This window comes from Pseudomonas ekonensis, assembly GCF_019145435.1.
GTDB lineage: Bacteria > Pseudomonadota > Gammaproteobacteria > Pseudomonadales > Pseudomonadaceae > Aquipseudomonas > Aquipseudomonas ekonensis.
In genome coordinates this window covers 622,751-647,313 of the sequence record NZ_JAHSTS010000002.1, presented here as the reverse complement: position 1 = coordinate 647,313, position 24,563 = coordinate 622,751, and the positions used below count along the sequence as shown (strand labels likewise).

Annotated in this window: 23 protein-coding genes; 15 read left to right on the top strand and 8 right to left on the bottom strand. The window is 61.6% G+C overall.

Annotation, left to right across the window (positions count from 1 at the left end):
• Positions 1–5 precede the first annotated feature (5 nt).
• The 6 genes from KVG96_RS15790 to KVG96_RS15765 are packed head-to-tail and all read left to right on the top strand — an operon-like array spanning position 6 to position 5,523.
• Complete coding sequence (locus tag KVG96_RS15790; RefSeq protein ID WP_217892968.1) at positions 6–1,703, top strand: phage tail-collar fiber domain-containing protein; 1,698 nt, start codon at positions 6–8, stop codon at positions 1,701–1,703.
• 8 nt (positions 1,704–1,711) lie between these two features.
• On the top strand, positions 1,712–2,419 hold the full coding sequence (locus KVG96_RS15785) for a DUF4376 domain-containing protein (RefSeq protein WP_217892967.1): 708 nt from the start codon (positions 1,712–1,714) through the stop codon (positions 2,417–2,419).
• Complete coding sequence (locus tag KVG96_RS15780; RefSeq protein WP_217892966.1) at positions 2,416–3,339, top strand: hypothetical protein; 924 nt, start codon at positions 2,416–2,418, stop codon at positions 3,337–3,339. Before KVG96_RS15785 ends, KVG96_RS15780 begins: the two co-directional genes overlap by 4 nt.
• Positions 3,336–3,878, top strand: coding sequence for a baseplate complex protein (locus KVG96_RS15775; RefSeq protein WP_217892965.1), 543 nt, complete (start codon positions 3,336–3,338; stop codon positions 3,876–3,878). The genes KVG96_RS15780 and KVG96_RS15775 overlap by 4 nt, the downstream gene beginning before the upstream one ends.
• The gene (locus KVG96_RS15770; protein WP_217892964.1) at positions 3,875–4,579 is read left to right on the top strand and encodes a hypothetical protein; all 705 of its coding nucleotides are present in this window, start codon (positions 3,875–3,877) and stop codon (positions 4,577–4,579) included. The genes KVG96_RS15775 and KVG96_RS15770 overlap by 4 nt, the downstream gene beginning before the upstream one ends.
• Complete coding sequence (locus KVG96_RS15765) at positions 4,552–5,523, top strand: hypothetical protein (RefSeq protein ID WP_217892963.1); 972 nt, start codon at positions 4,552–4,554, stop codon at positions 5,521–5,523. The genes KVG96_RS15770 and KVG96_RS15765 overlap by 28 nt, the downstream gene beginning before the upstream one ends.
• Here the strand turns inward: KVG96_RS15765 and KVG96_RS15760 are convergent.
• Positions 5,520–6,179: an RloB family protein gene (locus KVG96_RS15760; RefSeq protein ID WP_217892962.1), complete on the bottom strand. Its 660-nt coding sequence runs from the start codon at positions 6,177–6,179 to the stop codon at positions 5,520–5,522. The genes KVG96_RS15765 and KVG96_RS15760 overlap by 4 nt on opposite strands.
• Complete coding sequence (locus KVG96_RS15755; protein WP_217892961.1) at positions 6,179–7,456, bottom strand: AAA family ATPase; 1,278 nt, start codon at positions 7,454–7,456, stop codon at positions 6,179–6,181. Before KVG96_RS15755 ends, KVG96_RS15760 begins: the two co-directional genes overlap by 1 nt.
• A gap of 1,544 nt (positions 7,457–9,000) precedes the next feature.
• Here KVG96_RS15755 and KVG96_RS15750 point away from each other — a divergent pair.
• The 7 genes from KVG96_RS15750 to KVG96_RS15720 all read left to right on the top strand — a co-directional run bounded on the left by KVG96_RS15750 (position 9,001) and on the right by KVG96_RS15720 (position 13,466).
• Entirely contained in the window at positions 9,001–10,416 is a 1,416-nt protein-coding gene (locus tag KVG96_RS15750) for a hypothetical protein (RefSeq protein WP_217892960.1), read from the top strand.
• Positions 10,417–10,465: 49 nt separating this feature from the next.
• The gene (gene cysC, locus KVG96_RS15745) at positions 10,466–11,101 is read left to right on the top strand and encodes an adenylyl-sulfate kinase (protein WP_217892959.1); all 636 of its coding nucleotides are present in this window, start codon (positions 10,466–10,468) and stop codon (positions 11,099–11,101) included.
• Positions 11,102–11,219: 118 nt separating this feature from the next.
• Entirely contained in the window at positions 11,220–11,540 is a 321-nt protein-coding gene (locus tag KVG96_RS15740) for a YbjQ family protein (protein ID WP_217892958.1), read from the top strand.
• Between the two features lie 189 nt (positions 11,541–11,729).
• Positions 11,730–11,918, top strand: coding sequence for a hypothetical protein (locus tag KVG96_RS15735; RefSeq protein ID WP_085577628.1), 189 nt, complete (start codon positions 11,730–11,732; stop codon positions 11,916–11,918).
• Between the two features lie 323 nt (positions 11,919–12,241).
• The gene (locus KVG96_RS15730) at positions 12,242–12,607 is read left to right on the top strand and encodes a glycine zipper domain-containing protein (protein WP_085577627.1); all 366 of its coding nucleotides are present in this window, start codon (positions 12,242–12,244) and stop codon (positions 12,605–12,607) included.
• Positions 12,608–12,752: 145 nt separating this feature from the next.
• Positions 12,753–13,169 (top strand): glycine zipper domain-containing protein, encoded by a 417-nt coding sequence (locus KVG96_RS15725; protein ID WP_217892957.1) that lies wholly within the window; start codon positions 12,753–12,755, stop codon positions 13,167–13,169.
• A 126-nt stretch (positions 13,170–13,295) separates the two neighbouring features.
• A complete protein-coding gene (locus tag KVG96_RS15720) occupies positions 13,296–13,466 on the top strand; it encodes a hypothetical protein (RefSeq protein ID WP_217892956.1) in 171 nt (56 codons plus the stop codon).
• Between the two features lie 77 nt (positions 13,467–13,543).
• On the opposite strand, the gene KVG96_RS15715 is transcribed toward KVG96_RS15720, so the two are convergent.
• From KVG96_RS15715 to KVG96_RS15705, 3 genes are read right to left on the bottom strand one after another with little or no spacing between them, the layout of a single operon-like run.
• The gene (locus tag KVG96_RS15715) at positions 13,544–14,005 is read right to left on the bottom strand and encodes a hypothetical protein (protein WP_225927418.1); all 462 of its coding nucleotides are present in this window, start codon (positions 14,003–14,005) and stop codon (positions 13,544–13,546) included.
• A 2-nt stretch (positions 14,006–14,007) separates the two neighbouring features.
• Positions 14,008–14,412: a hypothetical protein gene (locus KVG96_RS15710; RefSeq protein WP_217892955.1), complete on the bottom strand. Its 405-nt coding sequence runs from the start codon at positions 14,410–14,412 to the stop codon at positions 14,008–14,010.
• Between the two features lies 1 nt (position 14,413).
• Positions 14,414–19,261: an RHS repeat-associated core domain-containing protein gene (locus KVG96_RS15705; RefSeq protein WP_217892954.1), complete on the bottom strand. Its 4,848-nt coding sequence runs from the start codon at positions 19,259–19,261 to the stop codon at positions 14,414–14,416.
• 247 nt (positions 19,262–19,508) lie between these two features.
• Here KVG96_RS15705 and KVG96_RS15700 point away from each other — a divergent pair, with 247 nt between their 5' ends.
• Positions 19,509–20,204 carry an HAD-IA family hydrolase gene (locus KVG96_RS15700; protein WP_217892953.1) on the top strand — a complete coding sequence of 232 codons (696 nt, stop codon included), beginning with the start codon at positions 19,509–19,511 and terminating at the stop codon, positions 20,202–20,204.
• An 87-nt stretch (positions 20,205–20,291) separates the two neighbouring features.
• Here KVG96_RS15700 and KVG96_RS15695 read toward each other — a convergent pair whose 3' ends face one another.
• Positions 20,292–21,038, bottom strand: coding sequence for a 3-oxoacyl-ACP reductase family protein (locus KVG96_RS15695; RefSeq protein ID WP_217892952.1), 747 nt, complete (start codon positions 21,036–21,038; stop codon positions 20,292–20,294).
• Positions 21,039–21,164: 126 nt separating this feature from the next.
• On the opposite strand from KVG96_RS15695, the gene KVG96_RS15690 reads away from it, so the two are divergent.
• Positions 21,165–22,088 (top strand): LysR family transcriptional regulator, encoded by a 924-nt coding sequence (locus tag KVG96_RS15690; protein WP_217892951.1) that lies wholly within the window; start codon positions 21,165–21,167, stop codon positions 22,086–22,088.
• A 109-nt stretch (positions 22,089–22,197) separates the two neighbouring features.
• Here the strand turns inward: KVG96_RS15690 and KVG96_RS15685 are convergent, their stop codons facing one another.
• Both KVG96_RS15685 and KVG96_RS15680 read right to left on the bottom strand, forming a co-directional pair.
• The gene (locus tag KVG96_RS15685) at positions 22,198–22,926 is read right to left on the bottom strand and encodes an aspartate/glutamate racemase family protein (protein ID WP_217892950.1); all 729 of its coding nucleotides are present in this window, start codon (positions 22,924–22,926) and stop codon (positions 22,198–22,200) included.
• A gap of 54 nt (positions 22,927–22,980) precedes the next feature.
• Entirely contained in the window at positions 22,981–24,519 is a 1,539-nt protein-coding gene (locus tag KVG96_RS15680; protein WP_217892949.1) for an NCS1 family nucleobase:cation symporter-1, read from the bottom strand.
• Between the last annotated feature and the right edge of the window lie 44 nt (positions 24,520–24,563).

Sequence of the window (24,563 nt, the reverse complement as noted above, 5' to 3'; positions counted from 1 at the left end):
GCACCGTGAGCGCCAGCATCACCTTGGCGGGCGAAAGCCAGATCGCCCTGAAGCAAAGCCAGAGCAAGCCCCTGATCATCACCCGGTTTGTCTTCGCCAACGTGCCCGGGCTGATCCCGGACGTACCGGTGGACCGCGCTGTGGGCAAGCCGCCGGCGGCGCAGATCGTCCACGTCTATGACGTCCCGAAAGAGAATGCCGGCTTCGTGAACCCCAACCAGGTGGTGTACAGCGCCCAGCTGGGTTCCGACGTCGGCGACTGGGACTTCAACTGGGTCGGCCTTGAGGACGCCGACGGCGTCCTGTTCGCCGTGTCCTACGTGCCGCTGCAGCAGAAGCGCAAGAACATCCCGCCGCTGCAGGTCGGCAACAACGTCACCCGCAACTTCCTGGTGGCCTTCGACGGCGCCCAGGCGCTGACCGGCGTGACCATCGACGCCAGCACCTGGCAACACGACTTCACCGTGCGCCTGGCGGGCATCGATGAGCGCGAGCGCCAGAGCAACCGCAGCCTGTACGGCCGCGCCTGCTTCTTCGCCGACTCGCTGGCCTTCGAGAAGACCGCCAACGGGTTCCAGCTGCGCCCGGGCACGGCGTACATCGAGGGGATTCGCGTGGCATTGGCCGAAGCGCTGCCCATCACCGGCGTTATCCCGGTCGGCAGAATCAACCTGGACGTGTGCCTGGAACGCCAACTGAACGACCGGGTGGCGACCTGGAAAGTGGTGTACGGCGAACAGGCCGACTACACCGATTCCGCCGGCGCCCGCCATTACTGCGTGCCGGTGGCCCACTTCCTGTCCTCAGTGGGGTTTTCGGACATGCGCCAGCCCGAGCCGGTCACGGGCCCGCTGATCCAGCACTTCGCGGCGCGGGACGGCGACTACGCGAACCTCCGCGCCCGGGGCACAACCAAAGAAGACATCCAGCTGGGCAACCTGCCCAACGCCAAGAGCGACGATCCGGAAACCAACAGCAGCGAGATCCTGGCCACGACCGCCGCACTGAACAAGGTGCAGAAGCTGGTCGGCGACTCCATGACCGGCATGGTGGCGGGGTTCGCTCTTTCCTCGGCGCCCACCGGCTGGCTCAAGTGCAACGGCGCGAACGTGTCCCGAACCACCTTCGCTACGCTCTTTGCCCGCCTCGGCACGTCATTCGGCGCCGGCGACGGAAGCACCACGTTCGGCTTGCCAGATCTGCGCGGGCTGTTCCCCCGGGCCTGGGACGACGGACGTGGCATCGATCCGGGACGCGCCCTGGGCAGCTATCAGGAAATGCTGCTGGCCTCCCACGCGCACTCCGCATCGGCCGCCACCGCCGGCGACCACGCGCACTTGGCCTCGACCGACGCCCAGGGGGCACACATCCACACGGCCTGGACCGACGCCCAGGGCAACCACGACCACGGCTTTCGGTACGTCGACAACGGCGCCGGCATTTCGATTGGCGCTTCAACCGCTGGCGGCAGCGCGGTCACGCTTGAGCTGCCGTATGGCCAGAACGCGGACAACCGCCCTTACCGCACGGACTACCAAGGCAACCACGCGCACAACGTCGGCATCGGCTGGGCGGAAGCGCACGTCCACAACGTTGGCGTGAACGTCGGGGGCGCCCACACCCACGGCATCGTCGTCACGCCCTCGGGCGGCAATGAAACCCGGCCGAAGAACATGGCCCTCCTTTTCTGCATCAAGTATTGAGATCGAGCATGACCGACAAACTCGTCTACCAGACCAACCACCTGGGCATCTTCGTCGCGGCCGTGACCGCCGACGAATCGCCGCTGGAGCCCGGCGTCTACCTGATCCCCGGCGGCTGCGTCGAAACCGCGCCGCCGGCGATCCCCGAACACAAGGCCGCATGGTGGAACGGCAAGGCCTGGCAGCTTGTGGACTACTTCGGCGGCGTCGTGGTGTACAGCATCGACACCGGCGAGCCGCGCACGCTGGAGGGCTTCGAGCCGGTGCCGGCCGGCTACACGATGAAGAAGCCCGGGCCGAACCAGGTCTGGAAGGACGGCGAATGGATCGACGACATCGATGCCGTGCTGGCCGCGCTGCAGGCGAAAAAGCTGCAGCTGATCGAGAGCGAGTGCGCGGCCCACGTCGCCGGCGGATTCAGTTCCAGCGCCCTGGGCGAGGCCTACCGCTACGGCAGCGCGATCGACGACCAGGTTAGCCTGAACGCCCAGGTGCTGCTGGGCCTGGACGACACCTACCCATGCTATGACGCCCATCAGGTGATGGCCTTCCGGCCGCACACCATCGCGCAACTGCAGAAAGTCAGCCATGACCTGGTGCGCTTCCGCCAGGCCGCGCAGCAGCGCGCCGAGAGCCTGCGCCAGGCGGTGGCCAAGGCCCTGCAGGACAAAGACCTGCAGGCGATGAGGGACATCGCCTGGACGGTGCCGGCATGACCTGGTCACCGGTGACGATGCGCTGGCCGGAGAAGGCCACGCAATGGATGGGCGGACTGGCGGCGGCTCAGGGCCTGGCCGGCGGGGAGCTGGCCGGCACCGCCCGCCGCCTCGCCGGGCTGGAGGGCCTGGCCAGCACCAACCCGGGGCCCGTCGGCGACGCGGCAAAGGACGCGATTGCGGCCGGCCGTGCCGCGCTCAGCGAGCAGTTGGGCCAGGCACCGGCGTGCCTGGTGGTGACGCCGTTCCAGAGCGGCATCGGCCAGGGCAAGGGCTACCAGCGCTTCCTGTCGGCGCCGAACGTGCTGGAACACCTGGCGAAAAAGCTGGAGGACGCCACCGACACGGGGCGCCCGGGGGGGCAGCAATACGCCTTGTCGATCCTGTTCCTGGGCACGCGCCTGGAGCAGTTGGCCAGCGGCCTGTCGCGGTTCAACGCCCTTTTGCCGATCCCCGACCTGGTGCGCACGGAGCGCCGCGCCCAGCACCTGGCCAAGCTGGAGAACGACAAGTGGGAGATCCCCGGCGCCGGGCCGTTGCCACGCTGGCAGGCGCTGCCGCTGGAACGCTGCACGGTGGTCAAGGCCGCCAAGCAGTCCATGGCGGGCCAGCTCGCCGTGCTGGAGGGCTACGCGGCTGACAGCTCGCCGCTGGGCGACCTGGCCGCGCTCGCCGCCCGCAAGAGCGCCCAGCAGCAAGGACGGGACCGGCAGTTGGCTGAGCTGAAAGAGCTGCTGGCCGGGGGATCCGCTGACGTCAGCATGCGGGCGCGCCTGATCGGCCCGGGCAACACCAGCGAGCTGCGCCGCGAGCTGCTGGCCGGAGACGCCCCGGGGCATGAGTGGGTGCAGTGCGCCGGCCTGTTGCTGGTGGGCACGAAAGAGGGATTGAGCTTCGTCCAAGAGCTGGTGGGCCTATGACGCTGTTGCTCGACGGACAGAAGGTCCAGGGGAAGAACCTCAAGGTCACCGCCAACCTGCGTATCGAGAGCGGCGACATGTCGGGGCAGACCAGCAACACCGACAAGGCGCACAAGGGCTTCAAGCCCAAGACCCTGGCCGTGTCGCTGACGATCCCGTTTGTCGATCAAACGCAACTGACCGACCTCATGCGCTTGGCCGAAGCCACGGCCGGCGGTGGCCAGCTCCACCTGTACCGCGTCGTCAACGACACCGCCGAGGCCTTCGGCGTGCGCCAGGTGGAGTTCTCCGAGGGCGTCAGCGCCCGCGAGGCGGACAACCTGAAAGCCTGGCTGGTGCAGTTCACGCTGAGCGAGCGCGAGTCGAACCCGGAGAAGGTCGAAGAGCGCCGCGCCGGCAACAAGGTGAACGCCCAGGGCGCGCCGGGCAGCGCGGTCGGCGAAGGCGGCAGCGCTCCGGGCGACAAGCCCGAGCTGAGCGGCTTTGAAAAGGTGCTGGGCCGTGTGGATAAGTGGCTGGGCGGGAGTGAGCAGGCATGAAGCTGCACAAGGTGTTGGCCGTCAACGGGTCGCGGGTGGCTCTGGTCAAGGAGGACGTCCGGCTGGACGCCACCAGCCCCGGCCGGGCGAACTTCACCGTTCAGTCCGCCGTTGCGCTGAAAGGGCTGGTGACGCTGGACATCGGCTACAACGACGGTCCGCTGCAGCGCCACTTCGTCGGCTACGTCGAACGCTGCACCGCGGCTAACGCGGTAGAGCAGGTGCTGTTCTGCCGCGAGCTGGCCGCAGTGCTGGCCAACCCGCTGCCGCTGAACCTGCGTCACGTCGATCTGCGCGCCGTGCTGGCCGCCATCAGCGAGCAGACCGGACTGCGCTTCCGCGTGCCGGACCGGCCCTATGCCGGCGTGAAGGCGCCGTACTTCTACAACCTCGCCGCCGGCTACCAGGCGATGGACAGCCTTGCCCGGGTGTTCGGCATCCCCGACTTCACCTGGCACCAGGCGGGCAACGGCGAGGTGTTCGCCGGCAGTTGGGCCGACAGCTTCTTCGGCGCACGGGCGCCGCTGCAGATCCCCACGGAGCTGTTCGACGGCTACCAAGGCAACCAAAGCGCGATGGTCGCGGCCCTTCCCGGGCTGCGGCCAGGCGCAACGATCAACAACGGCGAGTGCATCACCAGCGTGGCGCTCGCCAACGACCAGATGGCCATCCGATGGAAGACGCAATCCGCCGCTCAGTAGAGCGCCAGTTCCCCGAACTCACCGGCGGTTACCACCTGCCGCGCTTCGCCCAGGTCACCGCCGTGGCCGATGCGCCGGTGGATGCCGGCATCTGCGACGACTACCGCCCGCGCTACGCCGTGGACATCGTCGTCCTGGGCCCGGACGACCAGCCGGATCCGGCCATGCCGCCGCTCACCGGCGTCCCCTTGCCGTTACCCACCGGCGGCGAGGAAATGGGCGTCTACGCCTTCCCGGAGGAAGGCACGCGGGTGGTGGTGTGCTTCGCCTACGGCTTGCCGAACAAGCCCTACATCCAGTCGATACTGCCCCATGGGCTGAGCATGCCGAAGGTGCCGAAAGGTGACCAGGTCTGGCAGCACAGCGGCGCCGCCCAGCAGCGCGTCGATGCCGACGGCAACTGGCTGCGCCAGACGGACGGAAAGATCCGGGATCATGCGATAGAGCGCGAGGTGGAGGCCCTGGACAACCGGGAGCAGTTCCAGAGTCACACGCGGGCGGTCGATGACCACTCAACCGAGACGGTGGGCGGCGTCAAGAAGATCGAGGCGCTGGGTGCGCTCAAATTGTTGTCGGGCGGTTCCGCGAGCTTGGCGGCGGTGGATGATCTGCACCAGGCGACCGGGCGAGATTTGAACCTGGTAGTGGGGCAGAAGCATAACGCGACGGTGGGCGGGGACATGCGGGAGCGGATCGAGGGCTTGCTTGAAAGTGTAGTCGGCATCAGTCAGCGGATGCAGGCACCAAAAAGCTGGATTGGGTCTGAGGACGTGAATTTGTTCGCGGTAGTTTGCGAGATACTGAATATTTTAAAAGAAATTAATATTGAAATTGGATTGCATGTTCATGGAAGCAGTCAACCGCCCTCTAATGCAGAGAGATTTTATGAAAATTCAAATCTAGCTGCCAGCTTAGAAAGCGAGCTGAAAGAAGTTACAGGTTAAGTCTTCACGTTTTGTAAGTATTCGACAAGCTCGTGGACTAAGGTCAACGGATTGGTAGAGCCTGTGTTTTTTGAGTCGTTAATCAATCTTGCACTTAGAGATTTTGCAGAGTCGAGCTGGTTAAATAGATGTTCAAATACGCCTTGGTGGCCCTTGTTATACTCGGGCCAATATTTATGAAGCTCCTCCAATGTTCTCGCTCCACAAGACTTTTTGCCAACAGTCTCAATCGAAGTGGAAATGTAGGTGTAGTGAAGGATGAGCCAAATCTCAAAGCAAGGAGTAGACGTGATTGCTTTGTAGGTGTTCTTTGGTTTTAAAGAGTCAATCAGTCTAATCGCGTCATGAAATTTCTCGCCAAAATTGTCCCGATCAAAAACACAAAATACCTTGTCGAACGGTTCGGAAGTTTTTGCGGCCTCTTTGAAGAGGTCTTCTCCATGCCTGACTACACTAATAGGATCCGAGCCGCAATCGCCGCTAATGTGAATATTTGCAGTGTCGATCTCATAAAAATCCTTTAGCTCGTTAAAGTAGTTTGGTTCGGTTTTTCTTCCCTCGCATACAATTAGAACCTTTTCGTAAGGCTTTCTGGATGGCTTGTTTCGTTGGAGTTTTTGAGCTTTCCTTTTGTGGAATAAATTATCCGTCCCCATCAGCTAACCCTCGTCCTGCGAATAGATCTTACATATGGGAGAGCGCCGTAGCGACCTGCTAAGTAAGCGTCCTCAAGACTTTCTCTACCTTTTCTGGGGCTGAAGTCAGTCAGGGGATAGAGACTCGTAGCTTGCTCTTTATTTTTTTCGCAGAACCAGATCTGGTCTCTGCGAAAAACATCTTGGTTTAAGATTGAAGTTTCGTGGGTTGTGAATACTAACTGCGCGTTTTTAGGGTTCGTTTCTGAGTTGTGGAATAGGTCAACCAAGAAACGGACGAGTTTTGGATGCAGGTTGTCGTGAAGTTCGTCGATAAAGAGAACTCTGCCAGTTTCAAGTACGTTAAGCCAAGGGCCTGCATATGAAAATAACTTCTGTGTTCCGTCGGACTCTTCACCGAATTCAAATGCAATAGGCTGCCCCTGGGCTCCTTTGTGAATGGTTTTAATATCATAGACCATATTGTCTTTCATGTTGTCTAGGATATCTTTCTTGACTTCTTCACTCAGGCTGTCTGGTAAGTGTTTGGCCGAAAATTTTTCTGATTGTACATCTACATCTTTGATGTCGAGGTCGGCCGCCCTGAGGAAGTCGAGGATTTTCTCTTTCTGGTCTGATACTTCACATTGGGAAGCCGTATAGCTTGTCGACCAGCCCGTAACGCTTCCAAAGCGGAGTGTGTATTTAAACCAGTTGAAAACTGGTTGAAGTTGCTTGCTGTTTAAGCTTGTTGCAATGGACAGGAATAGAGCGTTGCTTAATGTCGAGTCTTGCCAAACTTGCTTCTGTCCTGAGAATGAGTTCTTGAAATCCCAGATATAGTCATCTGTTTCAGAGTCCCACATACGAGTAAACCATGCTTGCGGTCTACCATTTGGGAAAGCAATTAGCCACTCTGCTGTAATGCGCTTTTTTGTGGCGGCGAAACCATATTGATATCTTACATTTTTCGCGACAAATACAACTTCAAACTCCGTTGGCGCATTTTCGGTTTTTGAGTCAAGCAGGAAGGGCTGTACAGGAATTTCATTGCCTGGCTGGGGATTGGCAGAGCCAATAACCACCTGTGCCATAACTCTCATGGCATTAATTAAATTCGATTTTCCGGCGGCATTTGCACCGTAGATTGCTGCCGAACGCAAAAGCTCACCAGTAGCCGGAGCTTGAGGGTTAAACGAGTTCGATTCCGTTAATTCACCCCCGCCTGCTTTCACCAAGCTAAAGGTTTGTTCATCCCGAACAGAACGCCAGTTCCTTACTGATAACTGAATCAACATCTTTTGAAGCCTCCTTTGGATCCACTTTTTGACAAAAAATGTCAAAAATGCCCACGAATCGAACTGTAGCATGGGTTTTGAGAGCAAGGGGAGTGGCCTTTGGCCATTTGCCCCCTTGTTATGCATTTCGGAGGATTTGGATCTACGGATCCTCACTCCATCGATTGGGGAGCAGACGAGCGTTCCCGCTCCAAGCGGTAAAAACTCATAACGGTAGAGCTTCACATGATTCGACTCAGGTCAAGATCCACCCTTGGAAAGGAGCTTTGGTTGGCGCGTACGCCAGGTTGGTGGATTTAGATTGAACGTTGTGAAAAAGGCTTTCAAAAAGCACTTATCCCCCTCCCGCCGGCGGGCTATGCGTCCGTTTTTTTTGCAAAGGTCAGAGCGGTGCAAGTGTCGGCCTCGTCCAAGCCTGCTGCGGGGGCTGTGGGCGTTGTTGTGATTGCACACTGTGCAAGGTTTTGCAAAAAGGTGCAGAGGCCCTGCACAGCGTTATGGAGCGGCGACGAGCTCGTCTGGAGAGTGAAACGCCCGGCGGGCAGGGGGGGACGGTCCGGAAAACCTGCTGTACAGGGCATTTTCTTTTTCGGACCTGTTCACACCAACGGCTTATCCGGCACAGCCGAGTCCGCTTGCAAAGCGGCTGTACGGCCCGGCGTGCTTGGCTCTCCGGTGTTTTGCGGCATTGCATCGCGTCACCAAGAGTCCCCTGGCAATCAGTACCATTTGCATGATGCGAAAAGCGTCGGAAAGGGCTGTCGCTTGGGCCATTTTTCAGAGGTGGGCTGGGAAAAAGGTAATTTTGGTAAGCGAGTAGCAGAAATGGGCTACAGCCCTCGTGGTTCCTGGCTTCCAGGCATTACCTCAGGGGGTAATTTTAGGTAAGGGATGAGGTAATTTTTTCTCAACAGCCCTATTTTACTGGGGCTCGCTGATGTGACGTATTACCCATGTGAAAGGTAATTTCCTAACCTTTTGCTTACCAAATTATTACCTCAGCGAAATTCTCTGAACGCCCCGTTTTTCAAGGCCTCCAGAGGTGGCCTCACGCCGTATTACCAAAATTACCTTTTTCCCGTGGGTCAACATGAAACGTCGGGATGGCCTTCGCGACCCTGTTTTTCAGCCTGGCGCGCAAAACCCATGGGACTGGCATGGGACTGAGCTTGCGAGGCTCGCTCCTCTGCAGCCCTTGTAAACCGGGGGGGTGTGCTCCGAAAAACGCAAACGGGTAGTTTCGAATCTCTCCTTCACCGCCAAATTCGATGTAGACAAAACCCCTGGTTTCGAAAGGAACCAGGGGTTTTTTCATTGCTCTGAGTCAAAGCGCCCCCGAAAACAATTTGTATCGAAACCGTGACGCAGTGGTCACGTATAAGTCGTCCAGGTCGGTTGAATTATTGAACCGGCTGGTTAAAATTGCCGACCGGTGGCTCTGCACGTGACAAGGATGTATTGGAGTCGAGTTGAGTTGTCACGCTGAGGTTTGTGCGTTGGATTCATTATTTGCGGTTGTCGCTACAACGGGATACTTGCTTCTGGTGGATCTGCACACCAGAAAAGTCACTCCGATCGAGAACGAACGTCCTGAATACTATGGTGTGTCATGGTTTCCGGGCGGCAAGGATCTCGTGTTGTCCCACTCGGGGCTGGATAATCTCACGCTGACCGACATTCAGGGGTATGCGAACTCCGAAGTCGGTTATCTTTCCCACGGCGCCCACTCCACCCAGCCGTTCCTGTCACAGCCCCACCAGATTCTTTGCGCTTCCGATGGCCGGGTCGTCTGCACCAATACCGGCCGGAACGCCATCTCGGTCATCGACCTGAACAAACCCGGGCATTTTCAGGAGAAGCGACTGACCAGCGTCCGCTGGGACCGGTTGTCGCTCGAGGAAATCACCGGCGATCATCTCAATTCCGTCTTCGAAAAAGACGGGCGCCTCTATGTCATTGCCCACGGGCACCATAACGGTTCGGTGCTGGCGGTGCTGACCTATCCTGAACTGGAAGTGGTGAGCCTTGATCCCGTGGAGCAGCGAACGGGGCTGCACAACATATGGGTGTCGGACGAGGGCCAGAAGATCGCCTGCCACAGTTCCATCGGCTCTTTGGTCGATCTGGATTCCAATGAGGTCCTCTGGCAGGCGGGCAGCCCGATCTACGCCCGAGGGCTGGCGGTGTCTTCCGATGTGATGCTCGTGGGCGAAAGCCAGATGACCGGGCGCGAATCACGTCGCAGTTCCATGAGCGGTCTGTGGGTGCTGGAGCGCAGCACGCTCAAACCGCTGGACTACCTCTCTCTGGGGCCCTACGGCGCGGTCAACGAAGTCAGGCTGCTGAACGTCAAAGACTTCGCGCACCACGGTCACGTCTTCTCGTCGGTCTGCGAACTGCTTGAGAAAGACCTGTACGCCCGCAACTCGCAAGAGCGCCTGGCCAGTTTCCATCGTCACCGCAAGAGTCAGGACGCCTGGAAGGGTTGGGAACTTGTGTTCGGTGCTCCGGTCCCGCTCGAGTCGGGCGAAAGAGAGGCGAAGCCCGGTCAGTTGTGCTTGCTGAAACAACGTGAGGTCGCAGCCGGTGCCGAACGTCGGATGTCGTTCAGTTATTCGATGGATCAGTCTTCCTTGGATGCGCACGTGGCGGTGGTCATCTACAAGGGCATCGGTGACGACACCGATATGAACGCCTTGCTGATCCAGCCTGCGAGCGCCACCGAAGCGCGTCTGGTGCTGTGGACCCAGGATGGAACGCAATGGGCGCCGGAGTCGGACATTGTGGTGCCGGGGCTGCCGCTCAGCGGCGACCTGAACGTGGTGGCCAATGACCGTGGACTTGAGATTTACCTGAACACGAAACTGCTGCTCAGCATTGAGGCGGACAGACTGCCTTACCTGAGCGGTTCCCTGGGCGTGCGCTGGATCGGTTCGACCATCAGTCGTTCCGCTGAGTGAGGCGATCTTGTAGACGGGGCTCAGACTCTTCTCGAGATGAGGAAACGGTATGAACAGAACAACAACGGATGCCATCGAAAATCTGGTGCTGCATCCGACCCGCGTGACACCGGCCGATCGTGAGCGACTTTTCTCGCAGCGACCGCTGACCCTTTGGTTCACGGGCTTGAGTGGCGCAGGCAAGTCGACATTGGCCTTTGCCCTGGAAAAACTGTTGGTCGACAGCGGCAGGCCGGCATTTGTGCTGGATGGCGACAACGTCCGCCACGGATTGTGCAAGGGGTTGAGCTTTTCCACCGAGGACCGGTCCGAAAACATTCGTCGCATCGCAGAAGTCGCACGTTTGATGAATGAGGCGGGCTTGATCGCCATCGTTGCCTGTATTTCTCCGTGCCGGCTGCAGAGGGAACAGGCCCGGGAGATCATCGGCGACGAGCGGTTCCTGGAAATCTATCTGAATACCCCGCTGAGCGTCTGCGAAGGCCTTGACCCGAAAGGGCTGTACCGTAAGGCCAGGGCAGGGCTGATCCCTGACTTCACGGGCGTCAGCGCAACCTATGAAGCGCCTGAGGCGCCGGCGTTGACGCTGGATGCCAGCGAGAAGTCCATTTCCGTGTGCCTGGGCGAGATCCTGGACAAGGTCGAAGGCTGGGGCGCGGCACGGCCGGGCTCTTCCTCTCTCTGAGGGCGACATGTCGAGTGTGATGGGCGACCACAGGGTCGCCCATTTTTTTGCCTGTTTCCATTGTCATGCCGCGCTCGCCTACAATCACCGCTTTCGCACTGACGCAAGGATCGCTTACATGATCATCACGACTACTCAAACGGTCGAGGGGCGGCAAGTCGTGACCTATCTCGACATCGTCAGCGCCGAATCGGTGCAGGGCGTCAATGTGATCCGCGACATGTTCGCGGGCATGCGCGATTTTTTTGGCGGACGCTCGCAGACACTGGAGCGAGCCTTGAAAGAGGCGCGGATCCAGGCGACGGATGAAATCAAGGAAAGAGCGCGCGCGCTGCAGGCCGATGCGGTGATCGGACTGGACTTCGAAATCAGCATGCCGGCCGGCAAGGGCGGCATGGTCGTGGTGTTCGCCACCGGGACCGCGGTGAAACTGCGCTGATCCCAGGTACGGTGATTCTTTCTCAGGGGCGCCCGAGCGCTGTTTAATCGGTGTAGGCCATTCGTCGGTTCCAGGCAATCTGAACCACGAGTCCAGTAATGACCGGCTAGTCTCAAAAGCCTTGGGGTCGTTATTCTTCAGGCAAAGGGCTTGCCGGTATCGACCCCGTTTTTGATAAGGGGCGATGAGATGACTGATCCGTATATCGAAGACGATGGTGCCGAGTTTCCGTTCAACAATTGCGTGCGTTGCGGCCAGACCGAGTATCAGGCTGGCTTTGGCGAAGATCCGGTGCAGACCGGCAAGATCAAGTCGATTGCACCCAAGGGGCCGAAAACGAAGTTTTTGCCCAAGGTGACGACACGTTCCAGGAAGTAAACCGCCGTAGCGAAACCCCGTCGATGAGCGGGGTTTTTTGTCTGAGGTTGATTGTTGAAATGTCCTACAGGGTATGGCCATGCGCCTGACAGTTTTCACAAACTTTTCACAGCTACCGACGTAGGGTGAAGCCATCCGTTAGAAAGCAAGTCTCCAGCCCGTCTCCCCAGCGGGCTTTTTTTTGTCCGGCGTAAAACCTTTTCCAGAATGGTTGTCCAATCGGCGCGAAGTCCGCCTTGTCGTCGGATTTTGTCTGGACTTTAACGCCGCGTCGGCATTCAATCTCCGCCCTTTCGTCATCCCTAATTGTTGAGGTTTTCGTCATGCGTTTAACACTGCCTGCTCTGGTTCTGGGGCTTCTGGTCGCTCAAGGTGCAATGGCCGGCGACGGCACCGCCGCACTGGGTGGCGGCCTGGGTGGCGCGCTGGGTAATGTGGTCGGCCAGAAAATGGGCGGCAGCACAGGCGCCGCTATCGGCGCCGGTGTTGCGGGCGCTGCCGGCAGCGCCATGGCGGCGGGCAAGGGCAGCCGCACCAAGGCGGCCATCGGCGGCGGCATCGGCGCTGCTGGCGGTTCCGTGATCGGCAACAGCCTCGGCGGCAAGAACGGCGCGACCATCGGCGCCGGCCTCGGCGGTGCCGCCGGCGGTGCGGTGGGCAGCAACCTGTCCAAGCACAAGCGTCACTGATCGCGACTGCTGATCAAAAGGCCCGGCTCGATGCCGGGCTTTTTTGTGCCTGAACGTTTTGCCCGAACATGCCTCCAACGTCATACGGCCCGTCATTCGATCACTATCGGGCGAACCGTCCCGTTTCGGGAACTGTGAGGTGTGTATGCGCTTGACATTATCCGCACTGGTTTTGGGGTTGTTGGTGGCTCAGGGCGCCATGGCGGCGGGCGACGGCTCGGCAGCGGTGGGGGGCGGTCTGGGCGGTGTGCTGGGCAACGTGGTCGGCGGCCAGCTCGGCGGCAGCACCGGAGCGGCGGTAGGCGCCGGCGTGGGTGGCGCAGCCGGTAGCGCTGTCGGTGCACGCAAAGGCAATCGTACCGAAGCGGCCATCGGCGGCGGCTTGGGCTCGGCCGGCGGTTCGGTGATCGGCAACAGCCTCGGAGGCTCGACCGGCTCCGCCATCGGCGCCGGCCTGGGCGGCGCAGCAGGTGGCGCCGTGGGCAGCAGCCTGGGTGACGACGGCGGCAAATCCCATTCAGGCGGTGGCCATAAGCACAAACACAAATACCGGCACCGGTGACCCTGTGCCGCGTCAGCGAAAACCCGGCGAGATGCCGGGTTTTTTGCTTCTGCAGGGAAGCGGGAGGAACATGGGGTTGCAGGGGCCTTCGAATTTCATGCGTGACTGAACAAGGTGAGGTGTGCCGTGGATGCCGAACGAGATGACTGTGAAGGGCAGGAGCCTGAGGAACTGCCGCTCATCAATGACCCGGGGAATGAGGATCCGGGGTCGTTGATGGATGATGTGTTGGTGCCGCTTTGGGAGGATAGTGAGGCTGGTGAGTTTGAATACAACGACTATGACGATGATGAGTGATTGTTATGAGCTTGTTGAATTTGGCTGAATAGCGTCACTCTATCTGGAGAGTTTTATAGAAAAAACTTAATGGGTGATTAAAATTTAGCATTTAGTAGGGGAGTTGAGGGGGCGTTGAAGGAGTCTCTCCAGCGAGCGTAGAATTGTTTTTGCTCTTCTATGCTGTTTGTTAGATTTTTTTCTTCATGGTCGAAAATTCTAACCATGTCAGTTTCCTCGCTAGGAGTTCCGAGCGTTAACTCATATGCTACCAAACCTCGCGACATCTGTGATGACATACTAGATGGATGTACATTTATCTTGGAGCCTTTGCATAAAAATGTTATCTCTGGAAGGTCTGCTCTTAATTGCCCAAAGCAAGAGTAATAGTTGTCTGTTTTGTAGGTTTTTGTGAAGCCGTTTTTTCTTTTGAATGTCATCCTGTATTTTTTGGTGTCTAGCTCAAGAAGCGCAGTCTCATTTTTGAGATTTGATACTATTTTGATTTCAATTGTTTTTGTAGTGGCTTTTTGGGTTTCGGGCGGCATTGGGATTATCATGGTTACCCTTCTTGGTTCGTGTTGAGAGAGTTTAGCCAAGCTATGTAGAATTCTTTTTGTTCTGTAGGGTTGTTCGAAAGATTCTTGTCTTCATAGTCAAAGATGTGAACGATGTTTTTGAAAGTTGCGGATCTTCCGGGCTGAAGTTCATAAGCTACTTCGCCTCCGCTCATCTGTGAGCACATTCTTGAGGGCGTTACATTTAATTTTGCGCCTTTGCACAAAAAGGTTATTTCGGGATTTTCATCTCTGATTTTCGCCAAGCATAGGTATAGATCGTCCGCTTCATAAAGCTTAGTGGGCTTATTAGGGAGAGTGAGCTTTATTGATCCGCGTGCCGAGTCGTAAAGAATTTTCAGTTTTTGTTCTTTTTTGTTGAAAATAATCGATATGGTGGTTTTTTCCATGTCATTCTCTATTCGGGTTAGGGATTGAATATCCTACATAGCTTCCATCTTTCTTGAGTGGTGTTGCACCTAGGATTTCGCTTCTGTGGATGCCTCCTGGGATTGCAATTTCAGTCTCTTCTGCGAAAGGTGTTAGGTTTCCAAGCTCCTTGTTTACATGTAGTCCGAGCATTTTTCTGAGCGCATAGACATAGCCTTTTCTGGTTCTAAATTTTGTGCCGAACTCAATTCCCGTGTGCAATGATGGAGATGTGCTAATAAAATAGCTTGGAGGATTGCTGCTGTCTATTGCATGCAGTAATAAGTCTTTGCTTTCTCCTTTTCTTAGAAATCCGGTTTCAAATATCTCTTCCGGATGCTTCATGTCGCCGCGATAAAGGTACTCCTCTTTTTGCACGCTAGTTGGGAGTGGAGGTTCTCCTTCGTCAAGTTTCGCACTTTTTGCTGGGTCTACCGTTCTAGCGATAGGTTTGCAGTTGTCACCACCCGGACAATCATTCAACCCCAACGGATCCACCCACCCCGTCGGATTCGGCACATACCGGTACTGATTCAACCCGCCCGCCAGCTTCACCGGATCCGGCGTCAGGTAGCGGCCGGTCTCCGGGTCGTAGTAGCGGTGTCGGTTGTAGTGCAGTCCGCTTTCCGCGTCGAAGTACTGTCCCTGGAAGCGCAGCGGTTGGTCGAGGCGTTCGCCGGGGCTTTGGCTCAGGCGGGTGGTTTTGCCGTAGGCGTCGTATTTCGCCGACCAGACGATTTCGCCGCTGAAGTCGGTGAGTTCCTGCGGGGTGCCGAGGTGGTCGAGTTGGTAGTAGAACGGGCAGGCCCTTTTCGGGCCGGGGCCGTCGAGCAGGGCCAGCGGGCGGAAGGTGCCGGGTTCGTAGACGTAGCTGCGGTGGTGCGCCGGGCCGCTTTCGGCGACGAGGGTGTCGCCCTGCCAGAAGAACTCGGTGGTCTGGCCGTCGACGGTCTTGGCGATGCGTCGGCCGAAGGCGTCGTAACGGTAGCTGGCGGTTTGGCCGTCGGGGCGGGTGAGGCCGATCAGACGGTGTTGGCTGTCGTAGCGGTACAGGGTGACGAGCGGCAGTCCCTGGCCGTGCCGTTCGCGGATCAGGTTGCCGAACGCATCGTAGTCGTAGAGCCGGTCGCCATCGCTGAGCAGACGGTTGCCCTTGATGCTCGCGGGGCCGGGCCGGTTCTGCATCAGCAGGTTGCCGGCCGGGTCGTGGGCGTAGCGCTCCGGCGCCTCGTCCCGGGAGTGGCGCACGCGGATCAGCCGGTCGAGGGCGTCGTACTGGTAACTGCGTTGGCCGTGGCGCGTGTCGGCGATGTGATCGAGGTTGCCGTTGGCGCTGTAGGCATAGTCGCGCCGGTACAGCGGATGGTGCTGTTGGCCGATGGCATGGGCCTTCAGCCGGCCCTGTTCGTCATAGACGTATTCGCTCAGGAGCAGGCCTTGCTGGCGCTGCTGTTCGCGGCCTGAGCGATAGACATGGCGGGTCAGGGGCGCGCCATTGAGGTCGATCCCCGTCAGTGCGCCGCCCTTGGCATGGCGGTAATCGAGCTTGCTGTTGTCCGGCAGGCGCATGCGCGTGAGCCGGCCGCAGGCGTCGTAGGCGTAGCGCAGCGTGCCCCAGCCCTGGTGCTCGACGGTCAGGCGGTCCTGGGTGTCGTACTCGAACGCCAGCGGATGGTCCTGGCCGTCGTCCACTCCGACCAGTCGGCCGAGGAGGTCGTAGCGGTAGCTGACCTCCACCCCGTCGGGCAGGGTCTTGCGCAGCAGTCGTCCGGCCGCGTCCCGCTGGTAAAGGGTGACGAGCGTGGAGCCGTCGTCGCCGAACTCGGTCTTCTCCAGCAGATGACCGTTGCGGTCATAGGCGTAACCGGTGCGTCGGCCGTCGAAGCCGGTCTCCTGGCGGATCAGCCCGGTGGGCGTGTAGTCCAGCGAGTACTTTTCGCCGGACTCGTTCTCGATCTCCGTCAGCAGCAGTTGCGCGTGGTCGTAGCGGTACTGCACCCGCGTACCGTCGGGGTTGATCCGGCGGCTGACCCGGTGCAGGTCGTCGTCATACTCATAGCGGGTGATTCGGCCCAGTTCGTCGCGTTCGGCGGTGACCTGGCCGTAGGCGCTGTAGCTGTAGTCGCGGCTCGCGCCGTCGGGGTGGGTGACCTGCACCAGCCTGCCCACGGGATCCCATTGCCGGCGGGTGACGGCGCCATGCTCGTTCCGGACGCTGACCTGCCGCCCCAGGGCATCGTAGGCGTACTGCCGCACGCCGCCGTCGGGCAGGGTCTCCTCCAGCAGTTGGCCAAGGTCGTTCCAAGTGAAGGTGTGGCGGCCGTTGTCCGGATAGCGAACCGACAGCAGCCGGCCCTGCGGGTCGTAGTGGCAGTGGGTGACCTGGCCGTCGGGAGCGATCGCCTCGGTGACGTCGCCCTGGGCGTTGCGCCGGTAGGTCCAGACCGCATCGCCCCGGCGTCTTCTGTGCAGGAAACCGTCGCGGTACTCGTAGGCGGTCGGCGCATCCTGGGGCGGAACCAGCGCCACCAGCCGCCCGGCATCGTCGTAGCGATACTCGGTGACGGCGCCCAGCGCATCCTGCTCGGCGGTCAGGCGGCCGGCCCCGTCGTAGGCCATGCGTCGTTCGCCGCCGTCCGCCGAGACCTGGCGCACCAGCCGCGCGCGTTCGTCGTGGACGTAGGCCTCCTCGCGGCCATCGGCGTAGCGCACCGTCACCTGGCCTGCGTCGTCCCAGACGTAGTGGGTGTCCATCTGCGCGAACGAGGCCCAGTGGCGCACGCAGCGCGCTGCCTTGCCGACGCGCTCCCAGGCCCAATAGAAACTGGCGCCGCCGGCCAACTGACGCTGGAGGATGACGTGGGCGTCGTCGTAGTCGTAGCGTTCGCTCTCGCCGGCGGCGTTGGTGGCTTCGGTCAGGCGGTGGCGGGCGTCGTAGCGGTAGCGGGCCAGGGGCTGCCCGGCCTGCCAGGCGTCGTCGCGGAACACCTGGTATTCGAGGGCCGCCAGGTGCCGGCGCTCGTAGCGCAGCAGCAAGGAGCGGCCGGCGCCGTTGTCGAGGCGCTGGATCCGCCCTGAAATGTCGCGCTGCACGGTCAGCCGGTTGCCGTAGGCATCGCTGATGGCGGTCAGGCATCCGTCCCGGAAGTGGTGGAACCGCACCGTTTCGCCCGCCAGTGCGACGATCAGTTCCTCCGGGTCGTCGCCGAGGTAGATCGCCGCCCGCGACAGGCTGTTGTGGATCGCCGGGCGCTCGCGGTCCGGCAGGGGAAAGCGGGTGCGCCGGTTTTCGTCGTCGATCCAGACGACCCCGTCGCCGTCGGGCTCCAGCCGGTGGGCCAGCGAATGGCTCCAGCCGAACCCGAGGCCCAGGTCGATCTCGGCGGCGCTGGTGCGGTAGAGCCGGGTGAACGCGAACGGCAGCAGGCCGTCGAGGGTGCCGTCGGTGAGGGTGAGCAGTTCTTCGCCGGTGACCATCGACACCGGACAGCCGTTGGTGCAGGTGCGGGCAGCACAGTCGGCGCTGTCGCCGTTGGGGTTCTTTGCCTGGTCCGGGGCGTCGTGGCGGGGTTCGTGCCGCTCCAGCAGCGTCATGTCCCGGGACTTGCCACGGGCCACCGGGGCCGGATTGGGCACCCGCAAGACCAGCGGGCCGGCCGTGCGGATTTCCAATGGAACGGCAGGCGTCGGCCTCAACGGCGCCGGCCGTGCGTTGACCATCAAGGGTTTCAGTGCGTTCGCGTGCCGGGTCAGGCCGGGAGCCGCCGCCTGTTCGGACAGCCGCAAGGCCGCAGCGGCCAGCCACTGCCGGGCCCGGGGCGACTTCACCTTGTCCAGCACCTTGTCGCTCAACCGCAATGGCAGGCCCACGCCACCGGATACGCTCGTCAGCAGGAAACCGACCAGCAGCTCGGCCCGAACCTCCGCCACCACTTCGGCCAGGCACTGCGGCGGCAGCATCTTCAGCCAACTGGTGAAGGCGGCGAGATGGATGAACAGCAACGGCTCATCGCCGAGCACCAGCAACCCGTTGGCGAGGGCCTCGGAGGAGGCCTTCAGCAACGCCTCCAGCTCGACGTCGGTCAGGTACTGCAGCAGTTTTTCGCTGTTGGCCTGCAGGTCGGCGAGCAGGCCGAACACCTGCTTGATGTCGTCCCAGACGCTTTGCATTGCGCGCTCGAAACCACGCCAGTCCGCCCGTTGCAGCTGGCCGTAGCGTTCACGGAAGCCGGCGTCGGAAAACTCCGCCCACAAGGGCTGGAACCCCGTCCATTCCTCACGCAGCCAGGCTTCCAGCCCGTTGACGACGTCCTGATAGGAGGCATGCAGCGCCTTGACATGGTCGGAGGAAACATCGGGAAAGAAGGTGATGCGATAACGCTGGCCCCGTTCGCAGTCGTCGACTTCCAGAATGCCGCTCGGGCCGATGGTGCGGTGCAACGGCTCGCCGTACGTCAGGACTCCGCCCTTGTCGGCCAGCACCGGTTCCAGCATGACCGGCGTGTCGCCGATCGGCACGAAGCGTGCGGCTTCGAACAGATGAACCAGGGTCAGGGGCCCTGTGGCCGGGCACATGACCACCGAGGTGCTGACGGGTTTGGCGGGGTTGACCGGCGCGCCGAGGCGCACGTCGTTGCCGACCTTGAACACCTGCCCGACATCCAGCGCGGTGCCGTCCCAGAACTGCTCGGCCCAGCTGTCGTAGTCGTTGAGGCACAGGCGGAACTCGGCGATCAGCGATTCGAAGTCGGGGTGGTCGGGGTTCAGGGCGGCGACCACCAGCAGGCCGATGCTGTTGTTCAGGGCCAGGAGGCGGTCGGATGGAAGCATGGGCAGTCACTCGCGCAGATCAATGGATAGGCGCGGAACTTTGCTGGGGATCGAAAAGTAAATAAGCCGGGAAAGGAGGCAATGCTTGTAGGGCAATTCCTTAAATGATCCGGGTGCCCGCAGACCGGCGGTGAGATTGCCCGTTGCCCAATCCGCGCGGCTCTCGTTATGCTGCTGAACCCTTTAATCAGATCCGAGCAGCGGCCCGTTCGAGCCGCCTGGGATGTCTTTGATAACGGATCCTGTGATGAATGCACCGATGAAGGCGTTCGGCCCGGTCAAGGCCGTGATTTTCGATATGGACGGTTTGCTGCTGGACACCGAGGGCATCTACACCGAGGTCACGTCCATCATCGCCGGGCGGTACGGTCGGACCTTCGACTGGAGCGTCAAGCAGAACATCATCGGTCGCGGCGCGGAGGATCTGGCGCGGTATGTGGTCGAGGCGCTGGACCTGCCGATCACCGCCGAGGAGTTCCTGGTCATCCGCGAGCCGCTGATGCGCGAGCGTTTCCCCACCGCCCGGGCCATGCCGGGCGCCGAGGAGCTGATCCGCCACCTCAAGGCGCACGATGTGCCGATCGCGGTGGGCACCAGTTCCTCGCGCCAGTCGTTCGGCCAGAAAACCACCTTGCACCGCGACTGGTTCGCGCTGTTCGACTTCATCGTCACCGCCGACGACCCGGAAGTCGGTGCGGCCAAACCTGCGCCGGACATTTTCCTCACCGCCGCCCGACGCCTGGGCGTGGCGCCTGAGGATTGCCTGGTGTTCGAGGACTCGCCGTTCGGCGTGACGGCGGCGAAGGCGGCCGGCATGACGGCCATCGCGATTCCCGACGCGGCCATGGCCGATGAGAAGTACGCCCATGCCGACGGGATTCTCCGCTCGTTGAAAGCCTTCACCCCGGGCGCCTGCGGTTTGCCGGCGCTGGACTGGGCCTGACCGGCCCGTAAGGCCCGGGCACGAAAAAACGCCGCCCCTCCTGGCCGGGAGGGGCGGCGTTTTTCGTTCTGGGCAGAAGAGGGCGGATCAGGCGCCGAAACCGCCGTCGATGGTCAGGCTGGCCCCGGTGATGTAACCGGCTTCGGGGCCTGCGAGGTAGGCGACGAAACTGGCGATCTCGTCGGCGGTGCCGTAACGGCCGACGGCCATCAGCGGGATCAGGCTGTCGGCGAAGTCGCCGTGGGCCGGGTTCATGTCGGTGTCGACCGGGCCCGGCTGCACGTTGTTGACGGTGATGCCGCGGGGGCCCAGGTCCCGTGCCAGGCCTTTGGTCAGGCCCACCAGCGCGGATTTGCTCATGGCGTACACACCGCCGCCGGCGAAGGGCATGCGGTCGGCGTTGGTGCTGCCGATGTTGATGACGCGGGCGCCTTCGCCCATGTGCCGGGCTGCTTCCTGGGTGGCGATGAACACGCTGCGCACGTTGATGGCCAGGGTCTGGTCGAAGTCTTCCAGCTTGAAGTCTTCCAGCGGGGCGACCGCAAGGACGCCGGCGTTGTTGACCAGGATGTCGAGGCGGCCAAAGGTTTCGACGGTGGCGCTCACCGCGTGGCGGATGGCGCCGGCGTCGGCGCTGTCGGCCTTGATCGCCAGGGCCTTGCCGCCGGTGGCGGTGATGCTGTTCTGCAGTTCCTCGGCCTTGGCGGCGGAGCTGACGTAGGTGAAGGCGACGGCGACGCCTTCGGCGGCCAGGCGTTTGACGATGGCGGCGCCGATGCCGCGGGATCCGCCTTGAATCAGAGCGACTTTGCCGCTGAGGGTTTGAGTGGTCATGTTCGATCTCCGGAAAATTCAAGGCGGGATGCCTTGTTGTTGGAGCCGAGTATCGGCTTCGGGCCCAGAGCAGGGTAGACCATGGTTGCTATAGTCTGTGTAAACCAAAAGTTTATAGTGATGCCCATGGAAACCTTCAGCAGTATCGAATGCTTTGTCCGCAGCGCCGAGGTCGGCAGCTTCGCCGAGGCCGCCCGGCGCCTGAGCCTGACGCCGGCGGCGGTCGGCAAGAGTGTGGCGAAACTGGAGGCGCGCCTGGGGGTGCGGCTGTTCCAGCGCAGCACCCGCAGCCTGACGCTGACCGAAGCGGGGCAGCTGTTCCTGAGTGAAGTCGGCGCCAGCCTCACCACCATCCAGAACGCCGTCGCCAACCTGGCCAGCGCCGGCGGGCAACCGGCCGGCACGCTGAAGGTCAGCATGGGCACGGTGTTCGGACGGCTGTACATCGTGCCGCTGCTGGGGGAGTTCCTGCGGCGGTTTCCGGCGATCAGTCCGGACTGGCATTTCGATAACCGTCAGGTCGACCTGATCGGGCAGGGGTTCGATGCGGCGATCGGCGGCGGCTTCGAGTTGCCCCAAGGTGTGGTCGCCCGCCGGTTGACCCCGGCGCATCGGGTGTTGGTGGCCGCAGCGGATTATCTGGACAGGCACGCCGTGATCCAGGGGCCGGAGGATCTGGCGGACCACGACGGGATCCTGATCCGCTCGCCGCAGACCGGCCGGGTGCGCTCCTGGCAGCTGACCCACCGCAACCGTCAGCACAGCCCGCTGACCCTCAAGGCACGCATGACCATGAGCGATTCCGAAGCGGCCTGCGCCACGGCGATGCAAGGGCTGGGAATTGCGCTGGTGAGCATGCCGTTCGCCGTGCCGTACCTGGAGGCCGGCACGCTGCGGCGGGTGCTGCCGGACTGGTACGTCGACGACGGCAACATTTCCATCTATTACGCCGAGCACAGGCTGCTGCCGGGCAAGACCCGGGCGTTCGTCGATTTCATCATCGAGCGGTTCGCCGGGCAGGGGCTGGCGCAGCGGTTCAGTGCTGTGTGAGCCTGGTTCGGAACCCAGGCACGGCCGATCGCCAGCCGGCTGGCTCTCACAGGGTGGGAGGCGATCCGAATGTGGGATCCCGCCTGCCGGCGACGAACGATGACGCGGTCTAGCGGCCGAACCGCCCGCCCCAGCCAATGATGGTCTTCGGCCGCGGCGTCGCATAGGTGCGCACCTTGGACGTCGACAGCCCCAGCCGCACCAGCGATTCGGCGACCGTCACCGCCGCGGTCACGCCGTCCACCACCGGTACGCCGGTGCGCTGGCGGATCTGCTCGTCGAGCCCGGCCATGCCGCCGCAGCCCAGGCAGATGACTTCGGCCCTGTCCTGGGTCACCGCCAGCTCGGCCTGGCGGACAATGGCCTCCACTGCGCGCTGCGGCTCGTGCTCCAGCTCCAGCACCGCCAGGCCGCTGGCCCGCACTGAGGCGCAGCGGTCCCACAGGCCCGACAGCTTGAGCCGGTCCTCGATCAGCGGCACGGTGCGGTCCAGGGTGGTGACCACCGAGTACGCGTGGCCCAGGTACATCGCGGTGCTGGCGGCGGCGTCGGTGATGTCCACCACCGGCACGTTGAGCAGCTCCTGCAGGCCTTCGCGGCCGTGTTCGCCGTAGCCGGCCTGGATCACGGCGTCGAACGGCTGGTCGTAGGCCATCACCCGATCCATCACGGCGAGGGCGGCCAGGTAGCTTTCGAAATTGCCTTCGACCGAGTCGGCGCCGAAGTACGGGGTCAGGCCGACGATTTCAGTGCCGGGGGCGGCGACCGCCTGGGCGGAGCGGGCGATGGCCTGGGTGATGGATTCGGTGGTGTTGACGTTGACCACGAGAATGCGCATGGAAAGTCCTTATTGCGGTGGGTGCTGCGGCCCGTCGGCGGGCCGCCGGAAGGTTCAGTGGCTGACGTTGTCGACGGCGATGGCCTCGCCGCTGACGTCGGCGTAGTGCGGCTGGCGCTGGGCGATGATCAGGTAGAGCAGTGCGGCGATGCCGGCGCCGGTCAGCCAGGAGAACGGCGAAATGCTGTGGAAGCCCGGCACCAGCGCCAGGACGATGGCGATCAGCGCCGCAGGAATGAACGCCGCCACGGCGCGGAGATTGACCCCGCGGCTGTAGTAATAGGCCCCGGCAGGGTGTTCGCTGTAGAGCTGCGGTACGTGGATCCGGCCTTTGCGGATCAGCCAGTAGTCGACCATGATCACCCCGTACAGCGGGCCTAGCAGGGCGCCCAGGCCCGACAGGAAGTACACGATCACCAACGGGCTGTTGTAGAGGTTCCACGGCAGGATCAGCACGGCGAGGGTGGCGCTGATCAGACCGGCGCGGCGGAAGGTCAGGTACTTGGGCGCCAGGTTGCTGAGCACGAAGGCCGGGGCGACGAAGTTGGCCATGATGTTCACCGCCACGGTGACGATCAGGAACGCCAGGCAGCCGAGCACCAGGAAGAAGGTGTTCGGGATCGAGGCGATGATTTCGGTCGGGCTTTCGATGATCTTCCCGTTGATCTGGAACTGCGCGCCGCACAGCAGCACGGTGATGCCGGCGAACACCAGGATGTTGACCGGCAACCCCCAGAAATTGCCGACCTTGATGGTCTTGCGGCACGGCGAGGAGCGGGCGAAGTCGCAGAAGTTGAGGATCAGCGTGCCGTAGATCGCCAGCCACAGCGCGCCGCCGGCGAAGATGTTGCGCCACATCTCGGCGCCGGTCAGCGGCTCGCGGATCGACCAGGCGACGGTCGCGCCGGCCTGTGTGTACATCCACGCGGCGAGGCAGGCGACGGTCAGCAGGATGACCGGGCCGGCGAAGGCTTCGTAGCGCCGCACCATTTCCATGCCGTAGGCCAGGATCGTCAGTTGCACCAGCCAGATCGCCACGAAGCACACCCAGCCCAGGCTCGACAGGCCGAGGATCGAATCGTGATCGTAGTCGGCGAAGCCCGGATGGATCGCCGTGAGCAGCACGCGGAACACCACCGAGGCGAGGTAGGTCTGGATGCCGAACCAGGCGATGGCGATCACCGCCCGGATCAGGGCCGGAATCTGTGCCCCGTGGATGCCGAAGCTGATCCGGCTGATGACCGGAAAGGGCACGCCGGTCTTCTGCCCCATGTAGCCGGACAGGTTCATGAAGAAGTACACCAGCGTCGCGCCGATGCCCAGCGACAGCAGAATCTGCCAGCCGCCCAGACCCATGGCGTACAGGCCGATGGCGAAGGAGTAGTTGGCGATGTTGTGCACATCGTTGGTCCACAGGGCGAAGATGCTGTAGCGGCCCCAGCGCCGGCCTTCGGCCTTGGTCGGCGCCAGGTCGCGGTTGTGCAGGCGCGGGCTCAGTTGCAGCGGTTCAGCGGCATCGTCATCGGTCACGGTTCGGTCGGGGGAAACGGCGGGCAGATTCAGCGCGATGTTGTTGGAGAGACTTGTACGCATTCCGGCAGGCTCCTGATGTCCGGGCCGCGATGACTGTGCATGAG

Coding starts and splice junctions, on each gene's coding strand:
- KVG96_RS15785 (WP_217892967.1), top strand. CDS start 1,712: ATGACCGACAAACTCGTCTACCAGACCAACCACCTGGGCATCTTCGTC.
- KVG96_RS15780 (WP_217892966.1), top strand. CDS start 2,416: ATGACCTGGTCACCGGTGACGATGCGCTGGCCGGAGAAGGCCACGCAA.
- KVG96_RS15775 (WP_217892965.1), top strand. CDS start 3,336: ATGACGCTGTTGCTCGACGGACAGAAGGTCCAGGGGAAGAACCTCAAG.
- KVG96_RS15770 (WP_217892964.1), top strand. CDS start 3,875: ATGAAGCTGCACAAGGTGTTGGCCGTCAACGGGTCGCGGGTGGCTCTG.
- KVG96_RS15765 (WP_217892963.1), top strand. CDS start 4,552: ATGGAAGACGCAATCCGCCGCTCAGTAGAGCGCCAGTTCCCCGAACTC.
- KVG96_RS15760 (WP_217892962.1), bottom strand. CDS start 6,179: ATGGGGACGGATAATTTATTCCACAAAAGGAAAGCTCAAAAACTCCAA.
- KVG96_RS15755 (WP_217892961.1), bottom strand. CDS start 7,456: ATGTTGATTCAGTTATCAGTAAGGAACTGGCGTTCTGTTCGGGATGAA.
- cysC (WP_217892959.1), top strand. CDS start 10,466: ATGAACAGAACAACAACGGATGCCATCGAAAATCTGGTGCTGCATCCG.
- KVG96_RS15740 (WP_217892958.1), top strand. CDS start 11,220: ATGATCATCACGACTACTCAAACGGTCGAGGGGCGGCAAGTCGTGACC.
- KVG96_RS15735 (WP_085577628.1), top strand. CDS start 11,730: ATGACTGATCCGTATATCGAAGACGATGGTGCCGAGTTTCCGTTCAAC.
- KVG96_RS15730 (WP_085577627.1), top strand. CDS start 12,242: ATGCGTTTAACACTGCCTGCTCTGGTTCTGGGGCTTCTGGTCGCTCAA.
- KVG96_RS15725 (WP_217892957.1), top strand. CDS start 12,753: ATGCGCTTGACATTATCCGCACTGGTTTTGGGGTTGTTGGTGGCTCAG.
- KVG96_RS15715 (WP_225927418.1), bottom strand. CDS start 14,005: ATGATAATCCCAATGCCGCCCGAAACCCAAAAAGCCACTACAAAAACA.
- KVG96_RS15710 (WP_217892955.1), bottom strand. CDS start 14,412: ATGGAAAAAACCACCATATCGATTATTTTCAACAAAAAAGAACAAAAA.
- KVG96_RS15705 (WP_217892954.1), bottom strand. CDS start 19,261: ATGCTTCCATCCGACCGCCTCCTGGCCCTGAACAACAGCATCGGCCTG.
- KVG96_RS15700 (WP_217892953.1), top strand. CDS start 19,509: ATGAATGCACCGATGAAGGCGTTCGGCCCGGTCAAGGCCGTGATTTTC.
- KVG96_RS15695 (WP_217892952.1), bottom strand. CDS start 21,038: ATGACCACTCAAACCCTCAGCGGCAAAGTCGCTCTGATTCAAGGCGGA.
- KVG96_RS15690 (WP_217892951.1), top strand. CDS start 21,165: ATGGAAACCTTCAGCAGTATCGAATGCTTTGTCCGCAGCGCCGAGGTC.
- KVG96_RS15685 (WP_217892950.1), bottom strand. CDS start 22,926: ATGCGCATTCTCGTGGTCAACGTCAACACCACCGAATCCATCACCCAG.
- KVG96_RS15680 (WP_217892949.1), bottom strand. CDS start 24,519: ATGCGTACAAGTCTCTCCAACAACATCGCGCTGAATCTGCCCGCCGTT.